At 56.3% G+C, this 16,483-nt stretch carries 18 protein-coding genes; 6 read left to right on the top strand and 12 right to left on the bottom strand.

Annotated features, from left to right (window positions below; translation table 11 throughout):
- Nucleotides 1-13: 13 nt before the first annotated feature.
- Nucleotides 14-679: a MarC family NAAT transporter gene (locus tag RS584_RS10515; protein ID WP_058700939.1), complete on the bottom strand. Its 666-nt coding sequence runs from the start codon at nt 677-679 to the stop codon at nt 14-16.
- A 256-nt stretch (nt 680-935) separates the two neighbouring features.
- Between RS584_RS10515 and marR the strand changes: the two genes are divergently transcribed.
- From marR to marB, 3 genes are read left to right on the top strand one after another with little or no spacing between them, the layout of a single operon-like run.
- Complete coding sequence (gene marR / locus RS584_RS10510; protein WP_017383983.1) at nt 936-1,370, top strand: multiple antibiotic resistance transcriptional regulator MarR; 435 nt, start codon at nt 936-938, stop codon at nt 1,368-1,370.
- Nucleotides 1,371-1,390: 20 nt separating this feature from the next.
- Entirely contained in the window at nt 1,391-1,771 is a 381-nt protein-coding gene (marA, locus tag RS584_RS10505) for an MDR efflux pump AcrAB transcriptional activator MarA (protein ID WP_001303241.1), read from the top strand.
- Nucleotides 1,772-1,803: 32 nt separating this feature from the next.
- Nucleotides 1,804-2,019: a multiple antibiotic resistance protein MarB gene (gene marB, locus RS584_RS10500; protein ID WP_015570538.1), complete on the top strand. Its 216-nt coding sequence runs from the start codon at nt 1,804-1,806 to the stop codon at nt 2,017-2,019.
- Between the two features lie 38 nt (nt 2,020-2,057).
- On the opposite strand, the gene eamA is transcribed toward marB, so the two are convergent.
- Complete coding sequence (gene eamA, locus RS584_RS10495) at nt 2,058-2,957, bottom strand: O-acetylserine/cysteine exporter (RefSeq protein WP_017693436.1); 900 nt, start codon at nt 2,955-2,957, stop codon at nt 2,058-2,060.
- 193 nt (nt 2,958-3,150) lie between these two features.
- Between eamA and ydeE the strand changes: the two genes are divergently transcribed.
- Complete coding sequence (gene ydeE, locus RS584_RS10490) at nt 3,151-4,368, top strand: efflux MFS transporter YdeE (protein ID WP_315749692.1); 1,218 nt, start codon at nt 3,151-3,153, stop codon at nt 4,366-4,368.
- A 46-nt stretch (nt 4,369-4,414) separates the two neighbouring features.
- Here the strand turns inward: ydeE and zinT are convergent, their stop codons facing one another.
- The 8 genes from zinT to RS584_RS10450 form a co-directional block, all read right to left on the bottom strand.
- Nucleotides 4,415-5,053: a metal-binding protein ZinT gene (gene zinT / locus RS584_RS10485; RefSeq protein WP_315749690.1), complete on the bottom strand. Its 639-nt coding sequence runs from the start codon at nt 5,051-5,053 to the stop codon at nt 4,415-4,417.
- 52 nt (nt 5,054-5,105) lie between these two features.
- Nucleotides 5,106-5,804 (bottom strand): urea ABC transporter ATP-binding subunit UrtE, encoded by a 699-nt coding sequence (gene urtE, locus RS584_RS10480; RefSeq protein WP_315749688.1) that lies wholly within the window; start codon nt 5,802-5,804, stop codon nt 5,106-5,108.
- A 9-nt stretch (nt 5,805-5,813) separates the two neighbouring features.
- Nucleotides 5,814-6,611, bottom strand: coding sequence for an urea ABC transporter ATP-binding protein UrtD (gene urtD / locus RS584_RS10475; RefSeq protein WP_315749686.1), 798 nt, complete (start codon nt 6,609-6,611; stop codon nt 5,814-5,816).
- Entirely contained in the window at nt 6,611-7,684 is a 1,074-nt protein-coding gene (gene urtC / locus RS584_RS10470) for an urea ABC transporter permease subunit UrtC (RefSeq protein ID WP_048973870.1), read from the bottom strand. The genes urtD and urtC overlap by 1 nt, the downstream gene beginning before the upstream one ends.
- Entirely contained in the window at nt 7,684-9,258 is a 1,575-nt protein-coding gene (gene urtB, locus RS584_RS10465; protein WP_015570543.1) for an urea ABC transporter permease subunit UrtB, read from the bottom strand. Before urtB ends, urtC begins: the two co-directional genes overlap by 1 nt.
- 22 nt (nt 9,259-9,280) lie before the next feature.
- Nucleotides 9,281-10,552: an urea ABC transporter substrate-binding protein gene (gene urtA, locus RS584_RS10460; RefSeq protein ID WP_315749682.1), complete on the bottom strand. Its 1,272-nt coding sequence runs from the start codon at nt 10,550-10,552 to the stop codon at nt 9,281-9,283.
- A gap of 200 nt (nt 10,553-10,752) precedes the next feature.
- Nucleotides 10,753-11,856, bottom strand: a complete 1,104-nt coding sequence (locus RS584_RS10455; RefSeq protein WP_193042170.1) for a cobalamin-independent methionine synthase II family protein — start codon at nt 11,854-11,856, stop codon at nt 10,753-10,755.
- 156 nt (nt 11,857-12,012) lie between these two features.
- Nucleotides 12,013-12,423, bottom strand: coding sequence for a rhodanese-like domain-containing protein (locus RS584_RS10450; RefSeq protein WP_023300088.1), 411 nt, complete (start codon nt 12,421-12,423; stop codon nt 12,013-12,015).
- Nucleotides 12,424-12,496: 73 nt separating this feature from the next.
- Between RS584_RS10450 and ftrA the strand changes: the two genes are divergently transcribed.
- Nucleotides 12,497-13,495: a transcriptional regulator FtrA gene (gene ftrA, locus RS584_RS10445; protein ID WP_315749677.1), complete on the top strand. Its 999-nt coding sequence runs from the start codon at nt 12,497-12,499 to the stop codon at nt 13,493-13,495.
- Between the two features lie 148 nt (nt 13,496-13,643).
- Here the strand turns inward: ftrA and RS584_RS10440 are convergent, their stop codons facing one another.
- Nucleotides 13,644-14,006: a hypothetical protein gene (locus RS584_RS10440; RefSeq protein ID WP_015570547.1), complete on the bottom strand. Its 363-nt coding sequence runs from the start codon at nt 14,004-14,006 to the stop codon at nt 13,644-13,646.
- A gap of 243 nt (nt 14,007-14,249) precedes the next feature.
- Here RS584_RS10440 and RS584_RS10435 point away from each other — a divergent pair, with 243 nt between their 5' ends.
- Nucleotides 14,250-14,483: a DUF2554 family protein gene (locus RS584_RS10435; protein ID WP_015570548.1), complete on the top strand. Its 234-nt coding sequence runs from the start codon at nt 14,250-14,252 to the stop codon at nt 14,481-14,483.
- On the opposite strand, the gene RS584_RS10430 is transcribed toward RS584_RS10435, so the two are convergent.
- The gene (locus RS584_RS10430) at nt 14,480-16,444 is read right to left on the bottom strand and encodes a U32 family peptidase (RefSeq protein ID WP_315749675.1); all 1,965 of its coding nucleotides are present in this window, start codon (nt 16,442-16,444) and stop codon (nt 14,480-14,482) included. The two genes, RS584_RS10435 and RS584_RS10430, sit on opposite strands and share 4 nt — an antisense overlap.
- Between the last annotated feature and the right edge of the window lie 39 nt (nt 16,445-16,483).

Genomic DNA, 16,483 nt, shown 5'->3' with positions numbered 1-16,483 from the left:
CCCGGCAACGTTCTCAATGATACGTCTTAACAATCTCCAGCACGCCGTTAATAATAAACTGCACGCCCATACAGACCAGCAGGAAGCCCATCAGACGGGAGATAGCCTCAATCCCCCCCTTGCCCACCCAGCGCATAATCGCCCCGGAGCTGCGCAATGACCCCCAGACGATAATAGCGATAAGCGCAAAAATGATCGGCGGCGCAACGGTGATAACCCAGTGCGGGAATGTCGACCCATCACGCACCGTTGAGGCGGAACTGATGATCATCGCAATCGTCCCCGGCCCCGCCGTGCTCGGCATGGCTAACGGCACAAACGCGATGTTGGCGCTCGGTTCGCTTTCAAGCTCCTCCGATTTGCTTTTGGCTTCCAGGGATTCGTGCGCTTTGTGCGCCGGGAACAGCATCCGGAAACCAATAAAGGCCACAATCAGCCCGCCAGCAATACGCAGACCGGGAATCGAAATACCAAATGTATTCATCACCAGTTGCCCGGCGTAATAAGCCACCATCATTATGGCAAAGACATAGACAGAGGCCATCATCGACTGCTGATTGCGCTCTACGCTGTTCATGTTCCCCGCCAGCCCCAGAAAAAGCGCCACCGTCGTTAACGGGTTCGCCAGCGGCAGCAACACCACCAGCCCAAGCCCCACTGCTTTAATCAAATCCAACATAATGCACCGCAGTCCTTATCCTTATTCAACATCGCAATTATAGGGGCAAATCCTCGTCCGGAGCCATCCACGCAGCGTAACCATAATTGTCTCGCGTAATTGATAACCCCAGATTATCCGTATGATTTAAAAGCGTACAGAATAAGTTCCTGAAGCGTTTTAGCATTTCGTGGCATCGGCCGATTCATTCAGTTGACTTATACTTGCCTGAGCAATAATATCTGCCGTGACTAAACTACTTGCCAGGGCAACCATTGTGAAAAGCACCAGTGACCTCTTTAACGACATAATCCCACTGGGTCGTCTTATTCATATGGTTAACCAGAAAAAAGATCGCCTGCTCAATGACTATCTGTCACCGCTGGATATCACCGCAACACAGTTCAAAGTGCTGTGTTCCATTCGCTGCGAAGTGTGTATCACGCCGGTTGAGCTGAAAAAGGTGCTCTCTGTCGATCTGGGTGCGTTAACCCGCATGCTGGATCGTCTCGTCTGTAAAGGATGGATAGAACGAAGCCCTAACCCGAATGACAAACGTGGCGTACTGGTGAAACTGACCAGCGATGGCGCGGCCATGTGTGAGCAATGTCATCAATTAGTAGGACAAACACTGCACCAGGAACTGACAAAAAACTTATCGGCAGATGAAGTGGCAACGCTTGAGCTCTTACTCAAGAAAATCCTGCCGTAAACAGAAAAAGAGGTATGACGATGTCCAGACGCAATACTGACGCTATCACCATTCATAGCATTTTGGACTGGATCGAAGATAACCTGGAATCTCCACTCTCTCTTGAGAAAGTGTCTGAGCGTTCAGGTTACTCAAAATGGCACCTGCAACGGATGTTTAAAAAAGAGACCGGCCATTCATTAGGACAATATATTCGCAGCCGCAAGCTGACGGAGATTGCCCAAAAACTGAAAGAAAGCAATGAGCCGATCCTCTATCTGGCGGAACGCTACGGATTTGAATCGCAACAAACCCTGACGCGTACGTTCAAGAACTACTTTGACGTGCCGCCTCATAAGTACCGTATTACCAGTATGCCGGGTGAATCCCGTTATCTGTATCCGCTAAAACATTGCAGTTAATCATCGCCTGTTAAGACGTAACCGAGGAAATCATGAAATTTATCGCCTCCGCCGCCCTCACCTTGCTGGTGCTGGTTTCCGGCCAGAGCTTCGCGGAGCAAACCCCCAATGCGGGGCAGCAAAATAATCGTGACACCATGATTATGCCGTCCACGCAAAACCAGTCGCCCTGGGACTTCAATCACATGGGCGCTGGCAGCGACAAATCCGACGAATTAGGCGTGCCGTATTACAACCACGACCTGTAATTCGTTTTTGCCCCGCTAATGCGGGGCTTTTTTCTGCCTTAACCCCGCACCCGCGTTGCCCGACGCACCCGCAAGCCAAAGACGTTGATATACAGCCCGGCCATAATCAGCCCTGCGCCACACAGTTGCAGCGCGCTGAGCGTTTCATCCAGCAACAGTGCGGCGCTGGCAAGCCCGACCACCGGTACCAGCAGCGATAACGGCGCCACACGCCAGGTTTCATAGCGTCCGAGCAGCGATCCCCAGATACCATAGCCAATGATTGAGGCGACTAACGCCAGGTAGATCAGCGACAAAATGGTCGTCAGGTCGATCTCCACCAGGCTTTTCAACATCGCCTGCGGACCATCCAGAATAAACGACGCGGCCATAAACGGCACGATTGGGATCAATGCGCTCCAGACCACCAGCGATAACACCGGCGGACGCGTCTCGTGCTGCATTATCAGTTTGTTAAAGATATTGCCGCACGCCCAGCTCAGCCCCGCCGCCAGGGTGAGCATAAAGCCTAGCAGCGCGACATGCTGACCGTTGAGGCTGCCTTCAATCAGCACCAGCACGCCAAAGACCGCAAGGCTAATGCCCGCCAGCTGCTTGCCCTGCAAGCGTTCGCCGAAGACAAATGCGCCGAGAATGATGGTAAAGAACGCCTGCACCTGAAGCACCAGCGAAGCCAGGCCCGCAGGCATACCGAATTTGATGGCGCAAAAAAGAAACGCAAACTGACCAAAGCTGATGGTAAGGCCGTAGCCCAGCAGCAGCTTAAGGGGAATTTTCGGGCGGGCAACGAACAGCAGCGCCGGGAAGGCCACCAGCAGGAAGCGCAGCCCCGCCAGCATCAGTGGAGGCATGTTGTGCAACCCCATTTTGATGACCACAAAATTGAGTCCCCACACCACGACAACCAGCAACGCTAACAGCCCGTCTTTCCGCGTCATTTTCCGCCCCTGAATTATTAAAATTTTGTAAACACTTCAAGGTAACAGAAAAAATAGCCCCGCGAGAAGATCATTAATTCTGGTACTGGAGTGAAGCACCTGCGGATAAATTGGGTGCTATACAAGCTGCCGATCCCATGATAATCCTGTAATAACACAACAAAAAAAGCATAAGCATTTGTCGGGCAGGAAAATGAAACCATCAATCAGGCGCTCAACCGCAGCGCTGCTGGCATCGTCATTGTTATTAACAATTGGCCGCGGGGCAACGCTGCCCTTTATGACCATATATCTCACACGCGTGTACGATATGAGCGTGGAGAATATTGGCTATGCCCTTACCGTGGCGTTGACCATTGGCGTGGTGTTTAGCCTGGGGTTTGGCATCCTGGCGGATAAGTTCGACAAAAAACGCTATATGCTGATCGCCATCGTGGCCTTTATCGCCGGGTTTGTGGCGATTCCGCTGGTGAATAACGTGACGCTGGTGGTGCTGTTCTTTGCCCTGATTAACTGCGCCTATTCCGTCTTCTCAACGGTGCTGAAAGCATGGTTTGCCGACGTGCTGACCTCCAGCGAAAAGGCGCGCGTTTTCTCACTCAACTACAGTTTCCTGAACATTGGCTGGACGATCGGGCCGCCGATCGGCACCCTGCTGGTGATGTACAGCCTGCAACTGCCGTTCTGGCTGGCCGCCTTCTGCGCCGCACTGCCGCTCGGGTTTATCCATTTCTTTGTGCAGAAAAGCATAGCCTCAGACAGCCCTGAGGAGAAAATGCCGTGGCAGCCCTCGGTGCTGCTGAAAGACCAGGCGCTGTTCTGGTACACGCTCTCCGGCCTGCTGGCGTCGTATGTGGGTGGATCGTTCGCCACCTGCATTTCTCAGTATGTTCTCGCCGCACATGCGGACAGCGATTTTGCAGAAAAGGTGGTGGCCGTTGTGCTGCCCGTCAACGCGGCGGTGGTCGTCACCCTGCAATACGCGCTTGGACGTAAGATCACCGCCAGCAATATTCGTCCGTTAATGACCGCCGCGACGCTTTTTTTCATCCTCGGGCTGGGCGGGTTTATGCTTTCCGGCGAGAACCTGATTTACTGGGGGATCGCGGCGGCGATTTTCACCCTGGGTGAAATTATTTATGCACCGGGTGAATACATGCTGATCGACAATATCGCCCCGCCGGGCATGAAGGCGAGCTATTTCTCCGCCCAGGCGCTGGGCTGGCTCGGCGCGGCAGCGAACCCGATGATCACCGGGCTCATCCTGACCCATCTGCCGCACTGGTCATTATTTATCATTATGATGGCCGCCATCATTGCGGCCTGGCTGATGATATTGCGCGGGATGCGCGTGAAAAGTGAAGATAGCGTGTCGGGTGGCGCTGCGCTTACCCGACCGACAAAACCCTAATCCCAGGCCGGGTAAGGCGAAGCCGTCACCCGGCAAAACCAACAGCCTAGTGGTGCAACATCTCCTCCACCACCTGCTCTTTGTACATCTCATTCGGGTAGTAGGTCGGCCAGTTATCCATCTCTTTCAGCAGCGCCTCGTGGGAGGTGTTGCCCATAAAGATATGGAAGTGTGAAGAGGCTTTCGGCCCGATGATATGGTCGCTGAACTGCACAAACTTAGGCGCCTGGCTCGCGTTATCCTTGCATTCAAACAGGTAGCGCACGCCTTTTTTCCCCGACGCATAGGTCAGAATTTTGTAGCCGCTGTAGTCGTAGCGGCAGCTGCTCACCGTTTTGCCTCGGTGGAATTCCATCACGTTGTTTTCAATGCCGATGGCGTCCACGTCCGTCGCGTACCCCTTACGGTAGTAGGCCTTCACCTCGGCAGCGGATTTTTCTCCCTTCTGCGCTTTCTTTTCGAAAACCGGATTCAGCGAACCATCAAGCAGGAACGGATAAACGGACTGCCAGGTCCCGTCCCAGTCAGACAGCTTCCTGTCCCTAACGTCTTTATCCTCAAAGACGCCGTTTGCCGCCTTCTGTTCCGCCTCTGTCATCTGATGACCGTGCGAATGGGCAAAAAGCGAGCCGCTTACCAGCAGCGTTCCCAGAGTCAGCGCAATTTTTGCAAGTTGTGCAGCCACAGCAAAATCCTCATTCCGTTTTATAAGAATGAGGATGTTATATTATAACATTTCAGATCGCAACCAACCCGCGAACGCCCTCATGCTCCATGTTCTGCCCGCGTCCCTGCTGGACGATGCTGCCGCGCGACATCACCAGATAGCTGTCGGCCAGCTCTGCCGCAAAATCATAAAACTGCTCCACCAGCAGGATCGCCATATCCCCCCGGTTCGCCAGGCTGCGGATCACGAGCCCAATCTCTTTAATCACCGACGGCTGAATACCTTCCGTGGGTTCATCCAGAATCAGTAACCGTGGACGGCTCGCCAGCGCGCGACCTATCGCCAGCTGCTGCTGCTGACCACCGGAAAGATCGCCTCCGCGTCGGTGCTTCATCTCCCTCAGCACCGGGAAAAGCTGCCAAATCTCCTCCGGTACGCTCCTTGCGTTTCCCGCGGAGAAGCGTGACAGCCCCATCAGCAGGTTTTCTTCTACGGTCAGACGCGGAAAAATCTCCCGCCCCTGCGGAACATAGGCCACGCCGGACTGCACCCGCTGGTGCGGTTTACTGTGAGTGATGCTCTTTCCCTGCCAGACCACCTCCCCGGCTTTCACCGGGATCAGCCCCATCAGGCACCTCAGCAGCGTGGTTTTGCCCACCCCGTTGCGCCCCAGCAGGCAGGTAACCTCCCCGACGACCGCCTCAAAGCTCACCCCGCGCAGAATATGACTTCCGCCGTAGTACTGATTCAGTTCGCTAACCTGTAACATCACCTCTCCTTAACGTCCCAGATAGACGTCAATTACCTGTTCATTGGCCTGTACCTCGCGAAGCGAACCTTCCGCCAGTACCCGCCCCTGATGCAGCACCGTGACGTGGTCGGCGATGGTCTCGACGAAACCCATATCGTGCTCAACCACCATCAGCGAATGCTTGCCTGCCAGGGTTCGGAAAAGCTCGGCAGTATATTCCGTCTCTGCGTCGGTCATACCGGCGGCGGGTTCGTCCAGCAGTAACAGGTGCGGGTCCTGCACCAGCAGCATGCCGATCTCCAGAAACTGCTTCTGTCCGTGGGAAAGCAGTCCGGCACGGCGATCGCGCTCGCTGCCAAGCCGCAGCAAAACCAGCATCTCATCAATGCGGTCGCGCTGCTCGCCGCTGAGCGTGGCCCGCAGGCTCGCCCAGACGGACCTGTCGGCTTTCATGGCGATTTCGAGGTTTTCCCCTACGGTCAGCGCTTCAAACACGGTCGGCTTCTGGAACTTACGGCCAATGCCCTGACGGGCGATGGTCGCCGGTTCCAGGGCAGTCAGATCGATGGACTGATCGTAAATAGCTTTCCCGCTTTTTGGCCGGGTTTTGCCGGTAATCACGTCCATCAGCGTGGTTTTACCGGCGCCATTAGGGCCAATGATGCAGCGCAATTCTCCGACGCCGATGTTCAGCGAGAGATCGGTCAACGCCTGAAAACCGTCGAAACTGACGTTAATGGCCTCGAGCTGCAACACCGGATCGGTCTGCTCGCGGTAACGGTCGCCCGGTAGCTGGCGGGTAAAGAGTCCTTCAGAGGGCTGCATTAATTCTCTCCCTTACGAAACAGACCGAACACGCCGCGCGGTAAAAACAGCGTCACGGCGATGAAAATCAGCCCCAGAAACAGCTGCCAGTACTCCGGCATCGCCACGGTGAAAAAGCTCTTCGCACCGTTGACCAGCGCCGCGCCAATCACCGGGCCCACCAGAGTGCCGCGTCCACCCAGCGCTACCCAGATGGCCGCTTCAATCGAGTTGGTCGGCGACATTTCACCCGGGTTGATAATGCCCACCTGCGGAACGTACAGCGCTCCCGCCAGGCCACACAGCACGGCGGAAAGCGTCCAGACCAGCAGCTTGAAACCGCGCGGATTGTAGCCGCAGAACGTGAGACGGTTTTCCGCATCGCGCACCGCCGTTAAAATGCGGCCAAATTTACTCTTCGCCAGCGCGTAGCCTGTGCCCAGGGCCAGAAGCAGCAGCACGACCGTTGCGAGAAACAGCGCGATCCGCGTGGTGGTCGCCGTGACGGAAAACCCGAGCAGCGTGGTAAAGCCGGTAAAGCCGTTATTGCCGCCAAAGCCGGTTTCGTTGCGAAAGAACAGCAGCATGCCCGCGTAGGTCAGCGCCTGGGTCATGATGGAGAAATAGACCCCTTTGATCTTCGAGCGAAAAGCAAACCAGCCGAAGACCAGCGCCAGCAGGCCGGGGATCGTCACAATTAACACCAGAGCCCAGGCGAAATGCTGCGTTCCCCACCAGAACCAGGGCAGTTCGCTCCACGAGAGAAAAGACATAAACGCGGGCAGTCCGTCCCCGGCCGCCTGGCGCATCAGGTACATGCCCATCGCATAGCCGCCCAGGGCGAAGAATATGCCGTGCCCCAGCGAGAGCATACCGGCATAGCCCCAGACCAGATCGAGGGCCACGGCGACAACTGCGTAGCAGAGGATCTTGCCGATGAGCGTCAACATCCATGTAGAAACGGCCAGCGGATGCGTTGCGGGTAACAGCGCGAGAAAAGGCAGCACCAGCAGCGCCGCAACCAGCAGACTGCCGAAGATTTGCGTGGAGCGCGGTGCCCTGCGCGCCAGTGTTAAGGTCAATGGCTGGCTCATCAGTCTGTCACCCTCCCTTTAAGTGCGAATAACCCCTGCGGACGTTTCTGGATAAACAGAATGATCGCCACCAGAATCAGGATTTTGCCCAGCACGGCGCCCATCTGCGGTTCAAGAATTTTATTGAAGATCCCCAGACCAAAGGCCGCCGCGACGCTACCGGCCAGCTGGCCGACGCCGCCGAGCACCACCACCAGAAACGAATCAATGATGTATCCCTGGCCCAGCTCCGGTCCCACGTTCCCCAGTTGGGACAATGCCACGCCGCCCAGCCCGGCAATACCGGACCCGAGGCCAAACGCCAGCATATCTACCCGTCCGGTGGGGACGCCGCAGCAGGCCGCCATGCTGCGGTTTTGCGTCACCGCCCGCACGTTCAGCCCCAGACGCGTTTTATTCAGAATGAGCCAGGTGAAGAACAGCACCATCAGCACAAACCCGAGCACCACAATGCGGTTCCACGGTAGCGTCAGGTTGGCGAAAACCTGCACCCCGCCGGACAGCCAGGCCGGGTTTGCGACCTCAAGGTTCTGGGCGCCAAAGGTCATGCGCACCAGCTGGATAAGCATCAGGCTGATCCCCCAGGTGGCGAGCAGGGTTTCCAGCGGGCGGCCATACAGATGGCGGATCACCGTGCGCTCCAGCACCATCCCGATACCTGCCGTCAGGCAAAACGCCACCGGCAGCGCCACCACCGGATAAAGCGCCAGCCACTGAGGCATCCACTGCGCCATCACCTGCTGCACCATCCAGGTGGCATACGCCCCGAGCATCAGCATTTCGCCGTGGGCCATGTTAATCACCCCCAGCAGACCATAGGTGATAGCCAGCCCGAGCGCGGCCAGCAAGAGTACCGAACCCAACGACAGGCCCATAAAGGCCTGCCCCAGCAGTTCGCCCCACATCAGCCGGTGCTGAATACGGTCCAGGCTCTCAGCGGCGGCGGCACGTACCCGTGCGTCCGGCTCGGTTTGCGCCCGGGTGAACGGCGTCAGCGTGGCCTGAACGTCCGGATCGTCAGACTGTCCCAACAGTTCAACCGCGTTGAGGCGCGTTTCCGCCTGCGGACTCGCCAGCTGAAGATTTGCCAGCGCCAGCCTCAGCGACTGTCGGGTGACGTCATCCGTTTCGCGGTTAGCCCGCTGTTGCAGAAACCCGAGCATATCCGGCTGGGCGTCACGCTGAAGTTGCCGCGCGGCATGACGCCTTTCGGTGACACTGTCACTGACAAGCTGATGCGTTGCCAACGCCGTGACGGTTAACACGCGCAGCCGGTTGGTCAGCCGCACGGCTTTGGTCGTTCCTTCGGCGCTCTTTGCCGCGCCCAGGGCAACCATTTCGCCGTCGATGCGGGTAAAAGCCTTCTTCTGGCTGTCGGTGTAGAGGTTCTCCTGTTGCAGCGCTTTAAGCAGCGGCAAACGTGCAGGTTCCGGCGTGGCTGCCCAGCGGGTCAGCATGGCGGTCTGCTGGCTGCGGCTAGCGGCAACGAAATCATCGGCATCCGATGCCTGCACCATCCCTGGCAGCAGTCCGGTAAGCCACACAATCGCAATAATTATGCGCATGGCGTTCATGACGTCTCTCCCTGGTGGTGGCTTAGTTGCTGGCGGTTTTCATCGGCTGGTCAGGTTTTTTGTCATTCCCGGCGATAAACGGGCTCCACGGCTGAGCGCGTACCGGCTGTTCGGTTTGCCAGACGACATTGAACTGGCCGTTGCCTTCGATTTCACCAATCATGACGGGCTTATGCAGGTGGTGGTTGGTGGCATCCATGGTCAGCGTAAAGCCGGACGGCGCGTTGAACGACTGGCCCGCCATTGCCGCGCGCACTTTGTCCACGTCGGTTGTCCCCGCTTTTTCAACCGCCTGCGCCCACATATGCAGGCCGACATAGGTCGCTTCCATCGGATCGTTGGTGACGACGGTATCGGCATTCGGCAGCTTATGGGCTTTCGCGTAGGCTTTGTAGGCCGCGACAAAGGTCTGGTTGGTCGGGTTATCGACGGATTCAAAGTAGTTCCACGCCGCCAGGTTACCCACCAGCGGTTTGGTATCAATGCCGCGAAGTTCTTCCTCGCCCACCGAGAACGCCACCACCGGCACGTCCGTGGCTTTCAGCCCCTGGTTCGCCAGCTCTTTATAGAAAGGCACGTTGGAATCACCGTTGATGGTTGAGACCACCGCCGTTTTACCGCCCGCGGAGAATTTCTTGATACTGGCGACGATGGTCTGGTAATCGCTATGACCAAACGGGGTGTAGACCTCTTCAATATCTTTATCTTCCACGCCTTTCGAGTGCAGGAAGGCGCGCAGGATCTTGTTCGTGGTGCGCGGGTAAACGTAGTCCGTTCCCAGCAGGAAGAAGCGTTTCGCGCTGCCGCCGTCCTCGCTCATCAGGTACTCCACCGCCGGGATCGCCTGCTGGTTAGGCGCCGCGCCGGTATAGAAGACGTTAGGTGACATCTCTTCACCTTCATACTGCACCGGATAGAACAGCAAACCGTTCAGCTCCTCAAAAACCGGCAGAACTGATTTACGCGATACGGAGGTCCAGCAGCCAAACACGACGGCCACCTTGTCCTGGCTCAGAAGCTGACGGGCCTTTTCGGCAAACAGCGGCCAGTTGGATGCCGGGTCAACCACCACCGGCTCCAGCTTTTTCCCGAGCACGCCGCCTTTGGCGTTGATTTCGTCGATGGCCATCAGGGCGACATCTTTCAGGGGCGTTTCTGAAATGGCCATCGTGCCGGAGAGTGAGTGCATGATCCCGACTTTAATGGTCTCTGCGGCCTGGACGCCAAAACTGACCCCCATGGCGACCACGGAGGCGGACAAGGCGAACGCTTTTATAAAGGTACGACGGTGCATATTTTCACTCCTGAAAAAGAAAGCTGTGCGAAGACGTCCGTTACCGCCCGGACGCAGAAAAAGTAACGTCAGTTTCAGGGGAGCAAAAAGGGTGCCAGGTTGCAGAGGCAGGATTTAAACAGGTTCGAAGACAGGATCTACGGGAAACGACTCAGAATGGTACAGCGCTGCACTGTAATAATGCAGCGCTGTGAACGATGTTACCAGACATCGCTGGCGATTTGCGTCACCAGGCGAACTTTATCCCACTGCTGGGCTTCGCTCAGGCTGTTACCCTCTTCCGTGGAGGCAAATCCGCACTGTGGGCTGAGGCAAATCTGCTCTTTCGCCACGTAGCGCGCGGCCTCTTCCAGACGCGCTTTCACCCCTTCCGGGTTCTCCAGTTCACCGTGCTTGGTGGTGATTAGCCCCAGAACCACCTGCTGTTTACCCGGGCGCACAAAACGCAGTGGCGCGAAGTCGCCGCTACGGTCGTTGTCGTACTCCAGGAAGAACGCATCGACGTTCACCGTGCCGAACAGCACCTCCGCCACCGGCTCATAGCCGCCTTCGGAAATCCAGGTTGAGCGGAAGTTGCCGCGGCAGACGTGTAGCCCGATGGTCAGATCGTCCGGTTTGCCCTCCAGCGCCTTATTCAGCACCCGGGCATAGGTTCGGGCAAGTTCGTCTGCATCATCACCGCGCTCGCGGATCTGCCGGCGCTGGTCTTCTGAACAAAGGTAGGCCCAGACGGTATCATCCAGTTGCAGATAGCGGCAGCCTGCATCGTAAAAGGCCCGAATGGCATCGCGCCAGGTGGTCGCCAGATCGTCAAAGTAATCTTTCAGATCCGGGTAGACCGTGGCATCAATATCCTTGCGGCCACCGCGGAAATGCAGCACGCTCGGGCTCGGAATGGTCATCTTCGGCTGTGCGTTACCGCTGATGCTTTTGAGGTAGCGGAAATCTTCCAGCATAGGATGATCGCCGAAGCCCAGTTTGCCCGTTACGCGCACGCCATGGGCTTTGGTCTGCACCCCGTTGAACTGAATGCCCTGCTGGGAATCATAACGCTCTACGCCCTGTAGCCCGTCAAAGAAGTCAAAGTGCCACCAGGCGCGGCGGAATTCACCGTCCGTTACCACATGCAGACCGCAGGCGCACTGCTGCGCGACAACATGGCGAATGGCCTCGTCCTCAACCGCGCGAAGCTGACCGGCATCGATCTCACCGCTGGCAAATTGCAGACGGGCCTGTTTAACAGAATCCGGGCGTAAAAAACTGCCGACTACATCGGCGCGGTACGGGGCATGGTGTCGCTGCATGGAAATCTCCTCTGTCTGTCGGCGTTAATTGCCCACAGTGATAATTCATCTCTTGAATCTTTAGACTTCTGGATGTCTAAACGTCCTGAAAAGATGTCATACCGGCTCGCCGCCGACAAACGAGAAAATTTCATCTGTGTTGAAATAAATTCATGTTCACAGGGCGGGTGATGAAGATCCTGCAAACGCGAACCGCTCATCTTCCCAGCCGGTCATGCCCCCGAGCATAATCTTGACCGGCAGACCCAGACGCGCCAGCTTCAGCGCCGCCCTGTCCGCCCCGTTGCAGTGCGGGCCTGCACAATAGACGACAAACAGCGTGCCCTCTGGCCACGCTTTCATCCGCTCGGCGGTGATCTGGCTCCAGGGTAAATGCAGCGCGCCGGGCAGATGCCGCCGGGCAAAATGTTCAGGTTTTCCGACAACGTGCAGCAGAACAAAGTCCTGCTCACCGCTGGATACCGCGTGATGGACATCGGCGCAGTCCGTCTCGACGCTCAGACGACGCAGGAAATGCCCCACGGCTTCCTGCGGCTCAGCAGCCGGAAATTCAGTAACATAGCTCATGAATCTTCCTCATTTGTGGTGTTTGTGTTAACACTACTTTATCCCTTAATTCAGCCCATGAATGCGTCCGCCTATGCCAGAAAACAGCAAAAAGATGACAAACTTAAGACATCCCTCGCCGCGCGCGGTCGTGCTGGCATATGACGGTTTATGTACCTTTGAGTTTGGCGTGGCGGTAGAGATCTTTGGCTTGCCGCGCCCGGAGATGGGCGAGGACTGGTATCAGTTCGCCGTGGCGAGCGTGGATGACGGCGAGCTCCGGGCAACGGGCGGGATCCGTATTCTGGCCGATGGCGATCTGCGTCTGCTGGAGACGGCGGATCTGGTTGTCGTACCCGGCTGGCGAGGGCTGGATGACCCCGTACCCGACGCGCTCTGCCAGGCGCTCCGCGCGGCGCATGCCCGCGGCTGTCAGCTACTCTCGATCTGTTCTGGCGTTTTCGTTCTGGCAGCCTCAGGCCTGCTTGACGGGCGGAAGGCAACCACCCACTGGCGCTATACGCAAGCTCTGAAAACGCGCTATCCCGCCATCACCGTGGTCGACGATGTGCTGTACCAGGACGAAGGCGATATTCTCACTTCGGCAGGCAGCGCCGCAGGGATTGATCTGTGTCTGCATGTGGTGCGCCGGAATTACGGGATGGAGGCAGCAAACCGCGTGGCGCGTCGGCTGGTGATCCCGCCCCATCGGGACGGCTCGCAAACCCAGCAGCTTAGCCGACCGGTGGCTCAGTTGCGGGAGAGCCAGCGCCTGGGCCAGCTGTTTGATTATCTTCACCAGCATCTGGCCGTTTCCCATACCGTCGAATCGCTGGCCCTGCGGGTGGGTATGAGTCAGCGCACCTTTCTGCGCCGTTTCCAGGACGCGACCGGAACAACGCCCGCGCGCTGGTTATTGACTGCGCGATTGCAGCGGGCAAAAGATTATCTCGAAAACAGTCGGCTCAGCATCGACAATATTGCGGAACAAACCGGATTTGGACAAAGCGCCACGCTGCGCCACCATTTCCGGCAGCAATTTGCGCTTTCGCCCGCGCAATATCGCAAACAATTTTCACAGCCGGTACGATAAACGGGCAAAAAAAAACCGCCATAATCTGGCGGTAAATGCTTGCATGGATAGATTTGTATTTTGGTATCTACGCTCCGGTATTCCATACCGGGATGTGGATCATCTGTAATCTACCACTGTGAGCCTCAACGAAGCATAAACGAATCGATTAACCCGCTTTGGTATTAATTTGCAGATAACGCATCAGCCCCTGCTCTGCACTCTGGCGGGCATCATCATTAATCGCTTCGAGATAAAACGCACGAGAGACCCCATACGGCGCCTGCTCGGATGGGTAAACGGCGAACTGGAAGGTTTTGCCTCTCGCCTTATTGGTACAGCCCAGCTCCCAGCGATCTTCACTTACCTGGGTGCTATTACATTCGACACGTCCGTAATCGCTGGTTAAATACGATCCGACACGGCTTTTTGCTGACTGAATATATTCTGGTTCTTCATTTGAATAGATGCTGGCCGCAGCACCCACCGCAACCACTACGCCCAGAAGTGATAGCACGATTATTTTTTTCATTTATTCGATCCAATCCTTAGCCAGAAAAATCTTATTGTAAATGATTTCCCAATAAATCTAGCTTCTCTTTGCATACCAGAAATGGGAGTTTACAACGGCGATATTGCTTTTAAGAATAGTCTTAAGTGAGTTTTATTGCGACCACAATTTTTGACAGTCTATTTTCTCAAATTTAAACAGTCGAATAATTACTCTATGAAATTATCCCTACGATGACCGTAGCGTATTTTCAGGGGATAATGGATGTTCAGAAAAGAATTTTCGCTACTGCTGGTGATTAGCGCCCTGTTCTCAGGGCAGATTATGGCGGAGCACAAAGGGCATGAATTTGTGTATGTGAAAAACGCCGACCATCAGCTTCGTCATGAAGCTGACAGCGACGAGTTACGCAGCGCGGCTGAGGAGTCTGCGGAGGGGTTGCGCGAGCACCATGCCTGGCAGAAATCGCGCAAACCGGATACCCACTCTGCGGGTTAGCTGCCTTTACGCTTCGGCAGGGTCTTCATCAAATCGTCAGGGCTGACGGAGGCCACAATGCTTCCCGGAGGCGGCATTTTGAAGATGTGATTCTTCATCTTGCCGATAACGTGCATTTCACACGGACGGCAGTCAAACTTCAGCGTCAGCACTTCATCGCCATTCACCAGCTGCATCGGCGTCGCTTTCCAGCTTTTAATATTGCCTTTCGCCTGTTTCGGACAAAGGTTAAAGGCAAACCGCAGGCAGTGTTTGGTGATCATCACCGGCACATCGCCCTTCTCTTCATGCGCTTCATACGCGGCGTCAATCAGCTGCACGCCGTGACGATGGTAAAACGCACGCGCTTTGTGGTTGTAAACGTTCGCGAGGAACGAGAGATGCGTGTCCGGGTAGACCGGCGCAGGCACCGTTTCGGCCTTACGACTGCCGCGCGGATAGTTTGCCAGCCGTGCTTCATCCAGCATCTCTGCCGTTTCACGGCGGAACTGGTTCAGCAGGCTGTTCGGCACGAACAGCGCGTCCGGCAGATTCACCTCAATATTGCGCGCGTAATAAATGGTCTGCCCCAGCTTCGCCACGCTATCCTTGAGGTTGCTAAGCGCTTTCTCCGCATTGTTCGCCACCTCGAACAGGCCGTCGAGCGTATGCGTCACGCTGATACCGTCTTCGCAGGTCATGGTCAGGATCAGCTGCTCTTCCCAGCCCCCCAGCGCGATATCCACCGCAATGCGGCGCTCGCTGGAGGTCTTGAGCAAGGCCTGCTGCCAGTTGTGATCCAGGTTACGGTTAAGCGCTGCATTAGGACGGGCTTTGTAGAGATCGGCAGGCATTTCGTTCGGCCAGACGCGATAGCGATTTTCGCCGGTTTTCTCCACCGTATTGGCGCGGAAACCCACTACTTCACGTTTGATCATCACGTTGAGACCATCGCCGTTCGCCAGCGGCTCTGTAACCTGAACGTCAAGATGATCTTTCGCCACTTTCAGCACTTCACCCACCGGTAAACCGATAAACTTCGGTGAATCGAACGCGCCAATATCCCCTTTACGGGCATTCACGAAATAGTCCGTGCTGCCGCGGTGGAAGGTCTTGTCCGTCGACGGAATAAAGAAATGCTCTGTACGACCGGCGGACGCGCGCGCCAGGTCACCGCGATCGTCGATGATGGCATCCAGCATCTGACGATAATGGGCGGTGATATTTTTCACGTAGCTCATGTCCTTGTAGCGCCCTTCAATTTTGAAGGAGCGTACACCGGCATCGATCAGCGCGCCGAGGTTGGCCGTCTGATCGTTATCTTTCATCGACAGCAGGTGTTTTTCGAATGCCACCACGCGGCCCTGATCGTCTTTCAGGGTATAAGGCAGACGGCAGGCCTGAGAGCAGTCGCCCCGGTTAGCGCTGCGCCCCGTCTGGGCGTGAGAGATATTACACTGCCCGGAATACGCCACACACAGCGCACCGTGGATAAAGAATTCAATGGTCGCGTCGGTCGCCTGGTGGATATCGCGGATCTGGTTCAGGTTCAGCTCGCGCGCCAGAACAATCTGCGTAAACCCGACGTCCGAAAGAAACTTCGCCTTCTCAACGGTGCGGATATCGCACTGGGTGCTGGCGTGCAGCTCAATCGGCGGGATATCCAGTTCCAGAACGCCCATATCCTGAACGATCAGGGCGTCAACGCCGGTCTGGTAGAGATCGGTAATAAGACGCTGCGCGGGCTCAAGCTCATCATCATGAAGAATGGTGTTCAGGGTCACGAACACCTTCGCCCCGAAACGGTGGGCGAACGGGACCAGCTCGGCAATGTCGCGCAGGCTGTTGCTGGCGTTATGACGGGCACCGAAGCCAGGGCCGCCAATGTAGACGGCATCTGCTCCGTGAAGAATGGCTTCACGGGCAATGGCGGCGTCGCGGGCCGGGCTTAGCAGTTCAAGATGATGGGAGTGCAGGCGCATACTTCGTCGTTATCCGTTATGGTCAAAATGGCGGCTATT

It is taken from the genome of Enterobacter sp. DTU_2021_1002640_1_SI_PRY_ASU_LCPMC_013, from assembly GCF_032389435.1.
Classification (GTDB): domain Bacteria; phylum Pseudomonadota; class Gammaproteobacteria; order Enterobacterales; family Enterobacteriaceae; genus Enterobacter; species Enterobacter hormaechei_C.
This window is presented reverse-complemented; position numbering and strand designations above follow the sequence as displayed.